Origin of the sequence: Cellulomonas sp. FA1 (assembly GCF_000986825.1) — a bacterium.
In the GTDB taxonomy this organism is placed as follows: Bacteria; Actinomycetota; Actinomycetes; order Actinomycetales; family Cellulomonadaceae; genus Cellulomonas; species Cellulomonas iranensis.
Window position 1 is genome coordinate 1,251,777 of the sequence record NZ_LBMY01000001.1, and the last position, 15,285, is coordinate 1,267,061.

The window sequence follows — 15,285 nt, forward strand, 5'->3', positions numbered from 1 at the left end:
GCGCACCACCGGTCCGGTGGTGCGCCCCTCCTGGCGGTCGAACGCTGCGCGTCAGTGCGCGTGCTGCCCGCGGGAGAACTCGAAGAGCCACCCCACGAGCCCGATCGCGGCGAGCGCGACGGCGGGCACCATCAGCCACCAGCCGACGGCGAGCGCGAGGAACGCGATCGAGGCCGCGAGGCCGACGACGAGGGGCCACCAGCTCCACGGGCTGAACGTGCCCTGGTTGCCGGCACCCTGCTCGATCTCGCCGAGCTCGTCGTCCTCGGGCCGCTGGCCGATGCGACGCGCCAGGAGCGCGAAGTAGCCGCCGATCATGCCGACCAGGCCGCCGGTCAGCGGGATGCTGACGGTCCCGACCGGCTCGCCGCCGCTCCAGAACCCGTAGATGAGCCCGACGGGGACGAAGAACAGGATCCCGTACAGGAAGAGCTGGGCCTCGATCTTCATCGGTCGTCCTCCTCACGGCGCCGGTCGACGTCCTCCTGGTCGTGCTCGAGCACCGTCGTGGACGACTGGTGCTCCTCGCCCGAGCCGTTCGCGATCCGCTCCTCGGCGAGCTCGCGCTCACCCGTGCGCTGCGGCGCCCAGTCGAGCGGGCCCGGGTCGTCGGGCTCGACGTGGTCGAGCGCGGCGACCTCGGGGTGGTGCAGGTCGAACGCGGGACGCTCCGAGCGGATGCGGGGCAGCGACGTGAAGTTGTGCCGCGGCGGCGGGCAGCTCGTCGCCCACTCGAGCGAGCCGCCGTAGCCCCACGGGTCGTCGACCGTGACCTTGGGCGCGTGGCGCCACGTCACGTAGACGTTCCAGAGGAAGGGCAGCGTCGAGGCCGCGAGGATCACCGAGCCGACGGTGGAGAGCTGGTTCATCCACGTGAAGCCGTCCGCCGGCGAGTAGTCCGCGTAGCGGCGCGGCATGCCGATGACGCCCAGCCAGTGCTGCACGAGGAACGTCATGTGGAAGCCCACGAACAGGACCCAGAAGTGGATCTTGCCCAGGCGCTCGTCGAGCATGCGACCGGTGAACTTGGGCCACCAGAAGTAGAAGCCCGCGAACATCGCGAACACGACCGTGCCGAACACCACGTAGTGGAAGTGGGCGACGACGAAGTACGTGTCGGACAGGTGGAAGTCGAGCGCCGGGCTGGACAGGATGACGCCCGTCAGGCCACCGAAGAGGAAGGTCACGAGGAAGCCGATGGTCCACAGCATCGGCGTCTCGAACGTGAGCTTGCCGCGCCACATCGTGCCGATCCAGTTGAAGAACTTCACACCGGTCGGCACCGCGATGAGCATCGTCATGAACGAGAAGAACGGCAGCAGCACCGCACCCGTGACGTACATGTGGTGCGCCCACACGGTGACGGACAGGGCCGCGATCGCGACCGTCGCGTAGACCAGCCCCTTGTAGCCGAAGATCGGCTTGCGGCTGAACACCGGCAGGATCTCAGTGACGATGCCGAAGAACGGCAGCGCGATGATGTAGACCTCGGGGTGCCCGAAGAACCAGAACAGGTGCTGCCAGAGCAGCGCACCGCCGTTGTCGGGGTTGAACACCTGGGCGCCGAGGCGCCGGTCGGCGCCGAGCGCGAACAGCGCGGCGGCCAGCGGCGGGAACGCCATGAGGACCAGCAGCGACGTCACCAGGATGTTCCAGGTGAAGATCGGCATCCGGAACATCGTCATGCCGGGGGCGCGCATCGTGACGACCGTGGTGATGAAGTTGACGGCACCCAGGATCGTGCCGAAGCCGGTGAGCGCGAGCCCGAAGACCCACAGGTCGCCGCCGAGCCCCGGCGAGTACATCTGGTTGGACAGCGGCGCGTAGGCGAACCACCCGAACGACGCGGCACCCTGCGGCGTGAGGAAGCCCGCCGCCGCGATGAGGCCGCCGAACAGGTACAGCCAGTACGCGAACATGTTGAGACGCGGGAACGCGACGTCGGGCGCACCGATCTGCAGCGGCAGGATGATGTTGGCGAAGCCCGCGAACAACGGCGTCGCGAACAGCAGCAGCATGATCGTGCCGTGCATCGTGAACGCCTGGTTGTACTGCTCCTTGGACTGGAACAGGTCCATGCCGGGCGCGAACAGCTCGGCGCGGATGAGCAGCGCCAGGATCCCGCCGATCGCGAACCACACGAACGACGTGATCAGGTACATGTACCCGATCGTCTTGTGGTCGGTGGAGGTGATCCACTTCACGACCGTCCGGCCGAGCGTCTGGCGACGCGGCGCCAGCCCCGGGATGACCTCGGTGTGGGCAGCCATCAGTCCTCGCCCTTCGCCACGTCGTTCAGGTCCTGCTGCCGGCTGTACTCGAGGCCGAGCGCTCCGGTCTGGCCGCGGTCGCGCAGCTCCTCCATGTGGGCGTCGTACTCCTCCTGCGAGACCACGGCGACGTTGAACAGCATCGACGAGTGCTCCTCGCCGCACAGCTCGGCGCACTTGCCGGCGTAGAAGCCCTCACGCGTCGGCGTGACCTGGAACGTGTTGGTCCGGCCCGGGATCATGTCGAGCTTGTAGAGGAACTCGGGGATCCAGAACGAGTGGATGACGTCGCGCGAGTCCAGCGTGAACTCCACGCGCTCGTTGACCGGCAGGTACAGCGTGACCTGGTCGCCGAGCACCGACGCGTCGGAACCGATGTCCTGCGCGTGCTGACCCGTCTCGTAGACGTCGTCGTCGAGGTAGTTGAAGTCCCAGCTCCACTGCTTGCCGATGACCTGGATGTTCACGTCCGGCTCGGCCGACGTGTCCGTCAGCGCGGTCGTGTCCCGGTTGGTGTAGTAGAAGAGCACCCCGACCATGATGATCGGCAGCAGGATGTACATGACCTCGAGCGGCACGTGGTAGCGCAGCTGGACCGGCAGCGTGTCGTCGTCCTTGCGCTTGCGGTACACCGCGACGCACCACAGGATCAGGCCCCACGTGATGGCGCCGACGATGAGGGCGGCGATCCACGACCCGACCCAGAGCGAGACGACACGACCGGTGTGGTCGGTGACCTCCTGGTCGGAGTGGCCGGGGAGCCAGCCTCGCTGGACCGCTTCGGAGCAGCCGCTGAGCACGAGCACGGCGGCCGTGGCCACCACGGCGGCGACGGTGCGCCGGGTGCGGCGGGGGGAAACCGGGTGCACGGGGGACCTTCCACTCGACGTCCCGCCGGGTGCCGCCCGCAGAGGGCGCACGCGGTCTGGGACCTTCGTCCTCGACCCGAGCAGCCTAGCGCGCCGTGGCGCCGCTCACGTGCCGTGTCGCGCGTTTGACGACGTGGTGTCAGCACCGTCACACCGCGTGCACGCCACGTGGAGGTCCTGCGCGCGCCCCGCGGCTACCGTGCACGCGTGACCACTCCCCCCGCCCCGCAGGTCCGCGCGGTGCTCGACGTCGCCGGGCACGCACCGCTGCGCGCCGCCGCCCGCACCGCGTTCGTCGAGGCGCTCGACCAGGGCTGGGCCGACCCGCGACGGCTGCACGCCGAGGGCCGTCGCGCACGGCTGCTGCTCGACGGCGCGCGCGAGGCGCTGGCCGCGGGGCTCGGCGCACGCACCGAGGAGGTCGACCTCGTCGCGTCGCACACGCTCGCGCTGCACAACGCGGTGCGCTCCGTCGCACGGGGCCGGCGGCGCGCGGGCGCCGACGTCGTCGTCGGCGCCGTCGAGCGCGCCGCCGTGCACCACGCCGCCGACTTCGTGACGTCCGGCGCCGGCGGCGCGGTCCGGACCGTCGACGTCGACGTGCACGGGCGCGTCGACGCCGACGCGTTCGTCGCGGCCGCCGCGGGGCCGGTCGCGCTCGCGGCGCTCCAGCACGCCAACGGCGAGGTCGGCACGCTCCAGCCCGTAGCCGCCGTCCACGAGCGGCTGCGCACCGCGGGCGTCCCGCTGCTGGTCGACGTCGGCGCGAGCGCGGGCCACGTCCCCGTGGGCGCGGCCGGGGACGTGCTGGTCGCCGACGCGGGCGACTGGGGCGGACCACCCCTCGGGGTCGTCGTGACGCGGCGCGGCGTGCGCCGCAGCCCGGACTGGCCGGACGACGACGACCGGTGGTCGCCCGGCGGCGTCGCCGTGCCGGCCGCGCTCGCCGCCGCCGTCGCGCTCCAGGAGGCGCAGGCCGGTGCGGCGGCCGCGGACGCGCACCGGCGCGCGCTCGTGGACCTCGTGCGCCGCCGCGTCGCCGCCGAGGTCCCGGACGTCCAGGTCGTCGGCGACCCCGTGGACCGGCTGCCGCACGTCGTGACGTTCTCGTGCCTGTACGTCGACGGCGAGGCGATCGTCGACCGGCTCGACCGCGCGGGCTTCGGCGTCGGCTCGGGCTCGGCCTGCACGTCGAGCGCGCTGGAGCCCAGCCACGTGCTGGTCGCGATGGGCGTGCTCACGCAGGGCAACGTGCGGCTCGCGCTCCCCCACGACGTCGACGCCGCGGCCGTGCACCGGTTCTGCGACGTCCTGCCGCGCGCCGTGGCCGACGTGCGGGCCGCGCTGGGCGCGTGATGGGCCCGGCGCACCGAGGGCGGCCGACGCCGCGGGGACGAGACGCCCGGGTACGCCGCGAGCCCGCACCCTCACGGGTACGGGCTCGCGGGTCGAGCGCTGCGGGTCAGCCGAACGAGCCGCCGCACGCGCAGGAGCTGCCCGCGTTCGGGTTGTCGATCGTGAAGCCCTGCTTCTCGATCGTGTCCGCGAAGTCGATCGTCGCGCCCTCGAGGTACGGGACGCTCATGCGGTCCACGACGACCTCGACGCCGTCGTAGTCGCGCGTCGCGTCCCCGTCGAGCAGGCGCTCGTCGAAGTACAGCTGGTAGATCAGGCCCGAGCAGCCGCCGGGCTGCACCGCGACGCGCAGGCGCAGGTCGTCGCGCCCCTCCTGCTCGAGCAGGCTGCGCACCTTGTCGGCCGCCACGTCGGTGAGCTGGACGCCGTGCGTCGCGGTCTGCGTGGTCTCGCTCATGTCACTCCCGGGTTCGCCAGAACGGTCCTCGTCGTCGCCAACACCGATGACCGGGCCGTTGTTCCCGACCAGCGTACGCCCCGTCGAGCTCGCGACGAGGGCCCCGCGGGGACGGCCCGCCGGGCCCGCTCAGGACCCGTGCGCGGGCGACCAGGTGCGCGCCACCCGCGCCGCGCGGGCGCGCAGCGACCCGACCGGGTCCGCGAGCGCGGCAGCGACGTCGCGCGGGTCGTCGGCGACCGCGTAGGCGGCCGTCACGCCCGCGGCCGACAGCTCGCGGCGCCCGACCTGGACCTCGCCCGACACGACGACCGTCGGGACCGCGAGCGGCAGCGCGCGCGCCGCGACCTCGGCGACGACCTTGCCGTGCAGGGACTGCCAGTCGGTGCGTCCCTCGCCCGTGACCACCAGGTCGTGGCGGGCGATGCGCCCGGGCAGGTCGACCGCGTCGGCGACGAGCGAGGCGCCCGGCAGCAGCCGCGCGCCGAGCAGCGCGAGCGCGAAGCCGACGCCGCCGGCGGCACCCGCGCCGGGCAGGCCGGTGAGCCGGGCGGCGCGCACGTCGGGGCCGCCGCCGAGCAGGTCGGCCCCCGGGCCCGTGCGCACCGGACCCAGCGCGGTGGTCGCGGCGTGCGCGAACGCGCCGAGGGCGCGCTCGAGCGCCTGCGCCTGCTCGGGCGTCGCGCCCTTCTGCTGCGAGAAGCCCGCCGACGCGCCCTGCAGGCCGAGCAGCGGGACGTCGACGTCGACGGCCGCGAGCAGGTCGACGTCACGCAGCGCGGCGCGCAGGTCGGGCAGCCACGCGAGGTCGTCGGCGGTGACCTCGCCCAGACCGCCGCCGCCCGCGGCGAGCAGCGCGGCGACGCGCTCGGCCACCGCGCCGGGCGGCAGCAGCGCGGTCGCGAGCCCGAGCAGCAGACCGGCGCCCGCGTCGTTGGTCGCCGAGCCCCCCAGGCCCACGACCACGCGGCGCGCGCCGCGCAGCGCCGCGGCGACGAGCTCCCCCGCACCGCGGCTCGTGGTGCGCGTGGGGTCGCGGCGGTCGTCGGGCACGAGGTCGAGGCCGAGCGCGTGCGCGGACTCGACGTGCACGGTCGTCCCCGCGCGCAGCAGCGCGGCCGGCACCGGGGCGCCGAGCGGTGACGTGACGGTGACCGGCTCGACGTCGCCGCCCAGGCTCGCGTGCAGCGTCGCGACGAACCCGGGGCCGCCGTCGGCGAGCGGGCAGACGTCCACGACGTCGTGCGGCGCCCCCGCGCGCCAGCCGTCGCGCAGCGCGTCAGCGGCCTGCGCCGGGGTCAGTCGGGTGCCGAAGCCGTCGGGAGCCATGAGGACGCGCACGCGACGATCGTGGCACGCCGGTGCGGCCGTCCCGGCACGCGCGACGTGCACGGGCGGCCGGCGGGCGCTGTGGGATCATGCCGCCGTGACGACGACCACAAGCACGTTCACCGAGCCCGCACCGTCCGCGCTGCTGCTGCTGGGCCGCGGGGTGGACCTGGCGTCCGAGCGCGGCGTCGAGTGCGTCGGCGCTCTCCCGGCCCCGGGCGACCCGGCGCTGGTCGAGCGCGCCCGCGCGGCGCGCGCCGCGCTGGGCGACCGGGCGTTCGTGCTGGGCCACCACTACCAGCGCGACGAGGTCATCGCGTTCGCGGACGTCACGGGCGACTCGTTCAAGCTCGCGCGCGAGGCGGCCGCGCGACCCGACGCGGAGTTCGTCGTCTTCTGCGGCGTGCACTTCATGGCCGAGTCGGCCGACATCCTCACGTCGGACGCGCAGCAGGTCGTGCTGCCCGACCTGGCCGCGGGGTGCTCGATGGCCGACATGGCCGCGATCGACCAGGTCGAGGACGCGTGGGACGTGCTCGTCGACGCGGGCGTCGCCGAGGACACCGTCCCCGTGACCTACATGAACTCGACGGCGGCCATCAAGGCGTTCACCGGCCGGCACGGCGGCACGGTCTGCACGTCGTCCAACGCGCACGTCGCGCTGCGGTGGGCGTTCGACCGCGTCGGCGGCGTCGACGGGCACGGCAAGGTCCTGTTCATGCCGGACCAGCACCTGGGCCGCAACACCGCGGTGCAGGCGCTCGGGCTGTCGCTCGACGACTGCGTCGTGTTCGACCCCCGCAGGCCGGGCGGCGGGCTCACGGCGCAGCAGCTGCGTGACGCGCGCATGATCCTGTGGCGCGGGCACTGCTCGGTGCACGGCCGGTTCTCGGCGCGCAACGTCGCCGACATCCGTGCGGCGGTGCCGGACGTGACCGTGCTCGTGCACCCCGAGTGCAAGCACGAGGTCGTCACGGCCGCCGACATGGTCGGTTCGACCGAGTACATCATCAAGGCTCTCGACGCGGCCGAGCCCGGGTCGTCGTGGGCGATCGGCACCGAGCTCAACCTGGTGCGGCGCCTCGCGCAGCAGCACCCGGAGCTCACCGTGCACTACCTCGACTCGACGGTGTGCTTCTGCTCGACCATGAACCGCATCGACCTGCCGCACCTCGTGTGGGCGCTCGAGGAGCTCGTCGCCGGGCGGGTGCCGAACCGCATCGTCGTCGACCCGGACGACGCGCACTGGGCGCGCGTCGCTCTCGACCAGATGCTCGCGCTGCCCGGCCACTGACCCACCACGCAGCACGCCCGAGCCACCCGACCGACCAGGAGGACGCCGTGACCGCACCCCGACCGCCGCGCGTCGGCATCCTGCTGTTCGACGGCGTGGAGGAGCTCGACGCCGTCGGGCCGTGGGAGGTGCTCGCGCAGTGGGCGAAGCACGGTGCGCTCGGCGCCGAGGTGCTGACGTTCTCGCTCGACGGCGCCCCCGTGCGCTGCGCGAAGGGCATGGAGATCACGCCCACCACCCGCGCGTCCGACGTCGGCCCGCTCGACGCCCTGGTGCACCCCGGCGGCCCGGACGCGCGGCGGCTCATGACGGACGACGCGCACCTCGCGTGGCTGCGGTCCGCCGCGGCGGCGACACCGCTGGTCGCGAGCGTGTGCACGGGTGCGCTCGTGCTCGCCGCCGCGGGCCTGCTGACCGGGCGGCCCGCGACGACGCACCACGGCGCGCTCGGCGAGCTCGCCGCCGCCGACCCGACCGTCGACGTGCGCAGCGGCGTGCGGTTCGTCGACGACGGCGACGTCGTGACCTCGGCGGGCGTCACGGCCGGCATCGACCTCGCGCTGCACCTCGTCGCCCGGCTCGACTCCCCTGCCGCCGCGGACGGCGTCCGGTGGGGCATCGAGCACGTCGTCCCCGCACCCGCCTGAGGGATCCTCGGCCGGCCGCACGACCGACGCGCGCCGGTCGGTAGGGTCCTGCGCGTGTCACGGATGATCCAGCTGCTGCTCGCCACGACCCGCCCCCGCCGCGCGGTGCCGGGCATGGACCTGCTCGACGACTCGGTGACGCACCTGCGGGTGCGCCCCGGCGACCTCGACCTGTACCGGCACGTCAACAACGGCGTGTACCTGCAGTACATGGACGTGGCGCGGTCGAACCTCCTCGCCGACCTGGGCGCGTTCGGGCGTCTGGCCCGGCGCGGCTGGTACCCCGTGGTCGCGGCGTCGACGGTGAAGTACCGCCGCTCGCTGACGCTCGGGCAGCGGTTCACCGTGACGACGCGCGTCATGGGCTGGGACGAGCGCGTCGTCTACCTCGAGCAGGTCATGGACCGCGGTGAGCAGCACGTCGCGCGCGGCTGGGTCGCCGGGCGGTTCCTGTCACGTGCGGGCGACCGGATCGCGCCCGTCGAGGTCGTCGAGCTGATCGACGGCGCGCCGCGCGAGAGCCCCGCGCTGCCCTCCGACGTCGCGGCCTGGGCCCGCGCGGTGGACGTCGCCCACCGCTGAGCCCGGGCCACGACGCGGCGCCGTCGGTCAGCCGCGCGGCGCCAGGACCTCGAGCAGCAGCGCCTCGGCGAGCACGACCCGCTCGAGCTCGCCGAGGTGCACCGACTCGTCGGCGCCGTGCGCGCGCGAGTCGGGGTCCTCGACGCCCGTGACGAGGATCGCGGCGTCCGGGTAGACGTCCAGCAGGTCGCTGATGAACGGGATCGAGCCGCCGATGCCGATGTCGACGGGCGGCGTGCCCCACGACGCGCCCATCGCCCAGCGCGCGGCGCGCATGCCCGCGGAGTCGCGCGGCGCCTGGAACGGACGACCCTCCTCGCCGTCGCGGAACGACACGCGCGCACCGAACGGCGCGTGCGCGAGCAGGTGCTCCTGCAGCGCGGCCGTCGCGGCGGCCGGGTCCTGGCCGGGAGCCACGCGCACCGACAGCTTCACCGACGCGCGCGGCGTGACGACGTTGTACGCGCCGGCGACGGGCGGCGCGTCGAAGCCGATGACGGCGATCGCGGGGCGCGTCCACAGGCGTGCCGTGAGGGGGCCCGTGCCGGCGAGCCGGACGCCGGGCAGCACGCTCGCGTCGGCGCGCAGGTCGTCCTCGTCGTAGTCGACCTCGGGGTCGTCGGCGTGCACGAGCCCCGCGACGGCGACGTCGCCCGCGTCGTCGTGCAGCGTGGCGACCAGACGCGACATCAGCGTGACGGCGTCCAGCACGGGCCCACCGAACATGCCGGAGTGCACCGCGTGGTCGAGCACCTCGAGGTCGACCACGAGGTCGACGAGGCCGCGCAGCGACGTCGTCAGCCCCGGGACGCCGACCTTCCAGTTCGACGAGTCCGCGACCACGATCACGTCGGCCGCCAGGAGCTCGCGGTGCGCGTGCAGGAAGTCGACGAACGTCGGCGACCCGACCTCCTCCTCGCCCTCGACGAACACCGTCACCCCGACGCCCAGCTCGTCGCCGAGCGCGCGCAGCGCGCCCACGTGCGCGACGACGCCCGCCTTGTCGTCGGCGGCGCCGCGGCCGAACAGCCGGTCGCCGCGCTGCGTCGGCTCGAACGGCGGCGTCGACCAGTGCGCCTCGTCGCCGGGGGGCTGCACGTCGTGGTGCGCGTAGAGCAGGACCGTGGGGGCACCGGCGGGGCGGGGCGGCGCGCGACGACGGCGGGGGCACCCGCGGTGCCGTCCGCGCCCGTCACGCGCAGCACGTCGACCTGCGGCATGCCCGCGTCGCGCAGCAGCTGCGCGACCGCGGCGGCCGAGGCCTCGACGTGCGCGCGGTCGAACGCCTCGTTCGACACGCTGGGGATGCGCACGAGCGCCTCGAGGTCGGCGCGCACGTCGGCGAACTGGGACGCGACGCGCGCCCGCAGGGCGGCGACGCGCTCGTCGGAGGGGGTGGGGACGGCGTCGGTGGTGGTCACGCCCCACGACGCTACTCGACTACCCTGGCGTCGTGTTCGGACGCAAGCAGGACCCCCCGCCGACCGTCGACGCCCCCGTCGTCGAGGAGCCGCCGAAGCCCGGGACCACGGGCAAGGGCCGGCCGACGCCGTCGCGCAAGGAGGCCGAGGCGCGCAACAAGCGCCCCCTCGTGCCCGCCGACCGGCGCGCCGCCGCGAAGGACGCGCGCGCGAAGCAGCGCGTGCAGCGCGAGCTCGAGTACCAGGCGATGCGCACGGGCGACGAGCGGCACATGCCGCTGCGCGACAAGGGCCCGGTGCGCCGGTACGTGCGCGACTACGTCGACGCGCGCTGGAACCTCGGCGAGCTGTTCCTGCCGATCGCGGCGGTGATGCTGGTCATCCAGTTCGCGACGGCGCGCAGCGCCTCGGTCGTGGCGTTCGCCTCGCTCCTGCTGCTGTACGTCTACATCATGGCCTCGCTCGCCGACGCCTGGCTCATGTGGCGGGGGCTCAGGAAGCGGCTCGTGGCGAAGTTCGGGGAGTCGGGCCTGCCTCCGCGCGGGCTGGCGATGTACGCGGTGCTGCGCGCGTTCCAGGTGCGCCCGTCGCGCCTGCCGAAGCCGCAGGTCAAGCACGGGCAGCGCCCGTCCTGACGTCGCCGCGCGGGTCCGGAGGACGCGGCACCCGCGCGGCCCGGTGGCGGTCGGCGCCTCAGGCCCCGCAGGCGCGTACGACCTGCAGCAGCACGAACCCGACGACGAGGAACGGCAGGACCCGCCGGTAGGTGCCGCCGGGCGCCTGCTGCTGGGGCCGCGGACGCTGCGGCGTCGACGCGGCCGGGCCGCTGACGGGCACCCACCGGTTGTCGGGCGTGAGCACGTGGCCGTTGACGACCTCGCCGACCCGGTAGGTGCGGCGCGGGGCGCCGCCCCCGGAGGTCGTCCGGGGCTGGGCAGAGGCCTGCTGCTGCGCCGCACGCTGAACCGCGGCACGCTCGGCCGCGGCACGGTCCGCGGCGGCCTGCTGCTCGGCGGCGCGCTGCTGCGCCGACGCGCGCTCGGCAGCCGCGCGACGCTCGGCCGCGGCCCGTTCGCTCGCCGCCCGCTGCTCGGCGGCCCGACGTGCGGCGCGCTCGGCCGCCGTGGCGTCGCCCCCGGGGGACGCGGCGGGACGTGACGTGCGGCCCCGGGTCCCGGTGGCGGCACGGTCGCGCACGCGGTCGGCGAGCGGCACCCACTCCCCCTCAGGGGTCAGCACGTGCTCGTCGACGACGTCGCCGGCGACGTACGGCGCGACCGGCGTGCGTCGCAGCGGGACCCACCGCAGGTCGGCGGTCAGCATGTGCCCGTCGACGACGTCCCCCAGGCGGTAGGGCGACCCCGCGGTGGGCGACACGCGGACCCACTCGCCCGACGCCGTGAGCTCGAAGCCGTCCACCACCGTGCCGACCGTGTGCATGTCCCTGGGTCCTCCTCGCCGCGTGCGCTGCCTGCGGCAGGCTACCGCCGCGCGGGGACGGTCAGACGCGGAAGCAGCACGTGCACGAGCGGGCCGATGGCCAGGGCGTACGCGAGCGTCCCGAGCCCGACGGTGCCGCCGAGGGCCCAGCCGGCGGCGACCACGACGACCTCGATGCCGCCGCGGACGAGGCGCACGGGCGCGCCGGTGCGCGCCACGAGCCCGGTCATCAGGCCGTCGCGCGGGCCCGGTCCCAGGCGTGCGCCGACGTAGAGCGCCGTCGCGAGGCCGTTGAGCGCGATGCCGAGCACCAGCAGCAGGACACGCGCCGCGAGCGGCAGCGGGTCGGGCAGCAGGGCCGCGAGCGCGAGGAACGGGTCGACGAGCACACCGATGACGAGCACGTTGGCGACCGTCCCGGGACCGGGGCGCTGCCGCAGCGGCACCCAGCACGCGAGCACGACGAGCGACACCACGACCGTCACGGTGCCGAACGTCCAGCCGGTGACGCGCGTGAGGCCCTGCGAGAGCACGTCCCACGGCATGGCGCCGAGGTGGGCGCGCAGGAGGAGCGTGATGGACGCGGCGTAGAGCACGAGCCCGACGAGGAGCTGCGCCGTGCGCCGCCCGACCGCGTCGCGCCGCGCACCGGCGACGGTCGCGGCGTCGGCGGGCGCGCTCACGCGAGGCTCCCGGGCTCGACGTCGGTGCGGGGCGGCGGACTGTGGCCGAGGCCGTCGGCCCGGACCGTGCGCACCAGCGCGACGGCCCCACCGACCGCGACCGCGGCGAGGAGAACGAGGAACACCCACATGGCCCCAGGATCGACGACCGTTGGCATTGCCTGCCATGGCCACTTCGCGCATAGTGGCCTCGTGGCGATCACCATCGACCGACGGATCAACGGCCAGCGCCTGCGGGTGCTGCTCGGCGCGTGGCACCGCCCCGGCCCCGCCTACCAGGCGCTGGCCGACGCGCTGCGCGCCCTGACCCGTTCGGGCGCGCTCCCGCTCGGCACACGCCTGCCCGGCGAGCGCGAGACCGCCGACGCGCTCGGCGTCTCCCGCACCACGGCGACCGCCGCCTACGACCTGCTGCGCGACGAGGGGTTCCTCGTGAGCCGGCGCGGTTCGGGCACGGTCACGACCCTGCCCCCCGGCAGCGGCGACCGCGCGCCGTCGAGCCTCGGCACGGTCGACGGCACGCTCGTCGACCTCACGGCCGCCGCCCCCGCCGCACCGCCGCGGCTCGCGACGGCGTGCGCCGCCGCCCTCGACCAGCTGCCCCGGCACCTCGCCGGCGCCGGCTACGCCCCCCTGGGCCTGCCGGCGCTGCGCGCCGCGGTCGCCGAGCGCTACACGCGCCGCGGCGTGCCGACGACCCCGGACCAGGTGCTCGTGACGACGGGGGCGCAGCAGGCGATCCACCTGCTCACGGGCGCGCTCGCGGGCACGGGCGACCGGGTCGTCGTCGAGCACCCGACGTACCCGCACGCCGTCGACGCGGTGCGGGCCGCCGGTGCCCGCCCCGTACCGGTGCCCGTGACGTCGGCCGGCACCGACCTCGACCTGCTCGAGGCGACCGTCCGGCAGACCGCACCACGGCTGGCGTACCTCGTGCCGGACCACCACAACCCGACGGGCACGTCGCTCACGACCGAGGGCCGTGCGCGCGTCCGCGAGCTCGCACGCCGCACGCGTACCGTCGTCGTGGGCGACGAGACCCTCACGGACCTCACGATCGACGGACCGCAGCCGTCACCGTTCGCGGGCGACGGCCTGGCCGACCGCTACGTCGTGAGCGTCGGCTCCGCGTCGAAGTCGTTCTGGGGCGGTCTGCGCGTCGGCTGGGTGCGCGCCCACCCCGACCTCGTGGGCGCGCTCGCGCAGCGCCGCGCTCACGTCGACATCGCGACCTCGGTGCTCGACCAGCTCGTCACGGCCGAGCTCCTCGCGTGCGCCGACGAGGTCCTCGTGCAGCGCCGCGCCGTGCTGCGCGAGCAGCGCGACGCCCTGCTCGCGACGCTCGCGCACGACCTGCCCCAGTGGCACGTGCCGGTGCCGGCCGGCGGGCTGTCCACGTGGGTCGACCTGGGCCGGCCCGTCGCGACGGCGCTGTCGGCGCTCGCGCACGGCCACGGCGTGCGGATCGCGCCCGGGACGGCGTTCGGCGTGGACGGCACGTTCGACGACCACCTGCGCGTGCCGTTCTCGCAGCCCGTCGAGGCGCTGCGGCGCGCCGTGGACGGGCTGACGGCGGCGTGGTCGGTGCTCGCGGGCACGCCGTCCGACCGCGTGGGGGTCGCCCAGCCCGCGCTGGTCTGAGCGGCCGGCGCGCCGCCGGCGACGGACTCAGACCGTCGGCAGCTCGATCTCGGGCGGCAGGTCGCGCCCGTCGTGCTGGAGCACGGCGTGCCGCACCCCCTGGCCCGCGAGCGCGCGCCAGTGCTCGCCGAGCCACTGCTCGGCGTCGAACCGCACGAGGAACACCGGGCTGCCGGGCCGGTCGACGGCCTCGCCGTCGTCGCCCACGAGCCGCCACTGCCACCGGGGCCGCACGACCGTCACCGGACCTCCCGTGCCGTGGCGTCCGAGGCGAGCGCACGCGCGACGCGCGCCGCGTAGAACGGCCCCTCGTAGATGAACGCCGTGTACGCCTGCACGAGCGTCGCGCCGACGGCGAGGTACTCGCGCGCGTCGGCCGCGCCGCTGACGCCGCCCACGCCCACGAGCACCGCGTCGGGGCCGAGGCGCGTCCGCAGGCGTGCGACGACGTCGAGGCCGCGCGCGAGCACGGGCGGTCCCGACAGGCCACCGGGTCCGAGGTCGTGCGCGATCGTCGTGTTGACGGCGACCACGCCGTCGAGCCCGAGCTCGGCGACCAGGTCGGCGACGGCGTCGACGTCGTCGTCGCTCAGGTCGGGCGCGATCTTGACGAGCACGGGCACCGCGGGCCGCGCGGCGCGCGTCGTCGCCTCGTCGGCGGCGACCCGCACGGCCTCCAGGACGGGCCGCAGCGCGTCGACCGCCTGCAGGTCGCGCAGGCCCGGCGTGTTCGGCGACGACACGTTCACGACGAGGTAGTCGGCGTACGGCGCGAGCCGCTCCGCGCTCGTCGCGTAGTCGGCGGCGGCGTCCTCGACGGGCGTCGCCTTGGTCTTGCCGATGTTGACGCCGACGACCAGCGCACGGCCGTGGGGCGTCGCGCGCAGCCGCCGCAGCCGCTCGGCGACGGCCGCGGACCCCTGGTTGTTGAAGCCCATGCGGTTGCGCAGCGCGCGCTGCGGCAGGACCCGCCACAGCCGGGGCTTGTCGTTGCCGGGCTGCGGGTGCGCGGTCACCGTGCCGACCTCGACGAACGCGAAGCCGAGCATCGCGAGCCCCTCGACCGCACGGGCGTCCTTGTCGAACCCCGCCGCGAGCCCGAAGCGGCCCGGGAACGTCCGACCCCAGACGCGCACCGCTCCCGCCCCGCCGCGCGGCACGCGCAGCACGCGCGAGACCACGGCACGCAGCACGGGCACGCGGCCGACCGCGCCGATCAGCGCGAACGCCACCTCGTGCGCGCGCTCGGGGTCCATGCGGCGGAAGACGAGGTCGAACAGCAGCCGGTACACGCGG

The 15,285-nt window shown here is 75.1% G+C and carries 16 protein-coding genes and 1 pseudogene; 6 read left to right on the forward strand and 11 right to left on the reverse strand.

The window, feature by feature from the left end; genetic code table 11:
- Positions 1–51: 51 nt before the first annotated feature.
- From GY42_RS05560 to ctaC, 3 genes are read right to left on the reverse strand one after another with little or no spacing between them, the layout of a single operon-like run.
- Positions 52–450, reverse strand: a complete 399-nt coding sequence (locus GY42_RS05560) for a cytochrome c oxidase subunit 4 (RefSeq protein ID WP_046528573.1) — start codon at positions 448–450, stop codon at positions 52–54.
- The gene (gene ctaD, locus GY42_RS05565) at positions 447–2,270 is read right to left on the reverse strand and encodes an aa3-type cytochrome oxidase subunit I (RefSeq protein WP_046528574.1); all 1,824 of its coding nucleotides are present in this window, start codon (positions 2,268–2,270) and stop codon (positions 447–449) included. Before ctaD ends, GY42_RS05560 begins: the two co-directional genes overlap by 4 nt.
- Positions 2,270–3,139, reverse strand: a complete 870-nt coding sequence (gene ctaC, locus GY42_RS05570) for an aa3-type cytochrome oxidase subunit II (protein WP_046528575.1) — start codon at positions 3,137–3,139, stop codon at positions 2,270–2,272. Before ctaC ends, ctaD begins: the two co-directional genes overlap by 1 nt.
- A gap of 207 nt (positions 3,140–3,346) precedes the next feature.
- On the opposite strand from ctaC, the gene GY42_RS05575 reads away from it, so the two are divergent.
- On the forward strand, positions 3,347–4,495 hold the full coding sequence (locus GY42_RS05575) for an aminotransferase class V-fold PLP-dependent enzyme (RefSeq protein WP_442856786.1): 1,149 nt from the start codon (positions 3,347–3,349) through the stop codon (positions 4,493–4,495).
- Between the two features lie 106 nt (positions 4,496–4,601).
- Here GY42_RS05575 and erpA read toward each other — a convergent pair whose 3' ends face one another.
- Both erpA and GY42_RS05585 read right to left on the reverse strand, forming a co-directional pair.
- Positions 4,602–4,952: an iron-sulfur cluster insertion protein ErpA gene (gene erpA, locus GY42_RS05580; protein ID WP_046528576.1), complete on the reverse strand. Its 351-nt coding sequence runs from the start codon at positions 4,950–4,952 to the stop codon at positions 4,602–4,604.
- A 129-nt stretch (positions 4,953–5,081) separates the two neighbouring features.
- Positions 5,082–6,293, reverse strand: a complete 1,212-nt coding sequence (locus GY42_RS05585) for a glycerate kinase family protein (protein WP_046528577.1) — start codon at positions 6,291–6,293, stop codon at positions 5,082–5,084.
- Between the two features lie 85 nt (positions 6,294–6,378).
- Here GY42_RS05585 and nadA point away from each other — a divergent pair, with 85 nt between their 5' ends.
- From nadA to GY42_RS05600, 3 genes are all read left to right on the forward strand, one after another.
- Positions 6,379–7,575 (forward strand): quinolinate synthase NadA, encoded by a 1,197-nt coding sequence (gene nadA / locus GY42_RS05590; RefSeq protein ID WP_046530597.1) that lies wholly within the window; start codon positions 6,379–6,381, stop codon positions 7,573–7,575.
- Positions 7,576–7,622: 47 nt separating this feature from the next.
- Positions 7,623–8,222: a DJ-1/PfpI family protein gene (locus GY42_RS05595; protein WP_046528578.1), complete on the forward strand. Its 600-nt coding sequence runs from the start codon at positions 7,623–7,625 to the stop codon at positions 8,220–8,222.
- A gap of 63 nt (positions 8,223–8,285) precedes the next feature.
- The gene (locus GY42_RS05600) at positions 8,286–8,804 is read left to right on the forward strand and encodes an acyl-CoA thioesterase (RefSeq protein ID WP_046528579.1); all 519 of its coding nucleotides are present in this window, start codon (positions 8,286–8,288) and stop codon (positions 8,802–8,804) included.
- Between the two features lie 27 nt (positions 8,805–8,831).
- On the opposite strand, the pseudogene GY42_RS05605 reads toward GY42_RS05600, so the two are convergent.
- Positions 8,832–10,225: pseudogene (locus tag GY42_RS05605) on the reverse strand (dipeptidase).
- Between the two features lie 32 nt (positions 10,226–10,257).
- On the opposite strand from GY42_RS05605, the gene GY42_RS05610 reads away from it, so the two are divergent.
- Complete coding sequence (locus tag GY42_RS05610; protein ID WP_046528580.1) at positions 10,258–10,860, forward strand: DUF3043 domain-containing protein; 603 nt, start codon at positions 10,258–10,260, stop codon at positions 10,858–10,860.
- Between the two features lie 58 nt (positions 10,861–10,918).
- On the opposite strand, the gene GY42_RS18100 is transcribed toward GY42_RS05610, so the two are convergent.
- The 3 genes from GY42_RS18100 to GY42_RS20000 are packed head-to-tail and all read right to left on the reverse strand — an operon-like array spanning position 10,919 to position 12,479.
- Positions 10,919–11,665 carry a hypothetical protein gene (locus GY42_RS18100; RefSeq protein ID WP_052748228.1) on the reverse strand — a complete coding sequence of 249 codons (747 nt, stop codon included), beginning with the start codon at positions 11,663–11,665 and terminating at the stop codon, positions 10,919–10,921.
- A 41-nt stretch (positions 11,666–11,706) separates the two neighbouring features.
- Entirely contained in the window at positions 11,707–12,348 is a 642-nt protein-coding gene (gene yczE, locus GY42_RS05620) for a membrane protein YczE (RefSeq protein ID WP_046528581.1), read from the reverse strand.
- Complete coding sequence (locus tag GY42_RS20000) at positions 12,345–12,479, reverse strand: hypothetical protein (protein WP_269082301.1); 135 nt, start codon at positions 12,477–12,479, stop codon at positions 12,345–12,347. Before GY42_RS20000 ends, yczE begins: the two co-directional genes overlap by 4 nt.
- Positions 12,480–12,540: 61 nt before the next feature.
- Here GY42_RS20000 and yczR point away from each other — a divergent pair, with 61 nt between their 5' ends.
- Entirely contained in the window at positions 12,541–13,989 is a 1,449-nt protein-coding gene (gene yczR, locus GY42_RS05625) for a MocR-like transcription factor YczR (RefSeq protein WP_236686720.1), read from the forward strand.
- A gap of 27 nt (positions 13,990–14,016) precedes the next feature.
- On the opposite strand, the gene GY42_RS05630 is transcribed toward yczR, so the two are convergent.
- A complete protein-coding gene (locus GY42_RS05630) occupies positions 14,017–14,232 on the reverse strand; it encodes a hypothetical protein (RefSeq protein WP_046528582.1) in 216 nt (71 codons plus the stop codon).
- Positions 14,229–15,281 carry a quinone-dependent dihydroorotate dehydrogenase gene (locus GY42_RS05635; protein ID WP_046530600.1) on the reverse strand — a complete coding sequence of 351 codons (1,053 nt, stop codon included), beginning with the start codon at positions 15,279–15,281 and terminating at the stop codon, positions 14,229–14,231. Before GY42_RS05635 ends, GY42_RS05630 begins: the two co-directional genes overlap by 4 nt.
- Positions 15,282–15,285 lie beyond the last annotated feature (4 nt).

Bases quoted from the DNA above. Each gene is read 5' to 3' on its own strand.
- erpA (WP_046528576.1), bottom strand. From the start codon at position 4,952: ATGAGCGAGACCACGCAGACCGCGACGCACGGCGTCCAGCTCACCGAC.
- GY42_RS05560 (WP_046528573.1), bottom strand. From the start codon at position 450: ATGAAGATCGAGGCCCAGCTCTTCCTGTACGGGATCCTGTTCTTCGTC.
- ctaD (WP_046528574.1), bottom strand. From the start codon at position 2,270: ATGGCTGCCCACACCGAGGTCATCCCGGGGCTGGCGCCGCGTCGCCAG.
- GY42_RS20000 (WP_269082301.1), bottom strand. From the start codon at position 12,479: ATGTGGGTGTTCCTCGTTCTCCTCGCCGCGGTCGCGGTCGGTGGGGCC.
- GY42_RS05600 (WP_046528579.1), top strand. From the start codon at position 8,286: ATGATCCAGCTGCTGCTCGCCACGACCCGCCCCCGCCGCGCGGTGCCG.
- GY42_RS18100 (WP_052748228.1), bottom strand. From the start codon at position 11,665: ATGCACACGGTCGGCACGGTGGTGGACGGCTTCGAGCTCACGGCGTCG.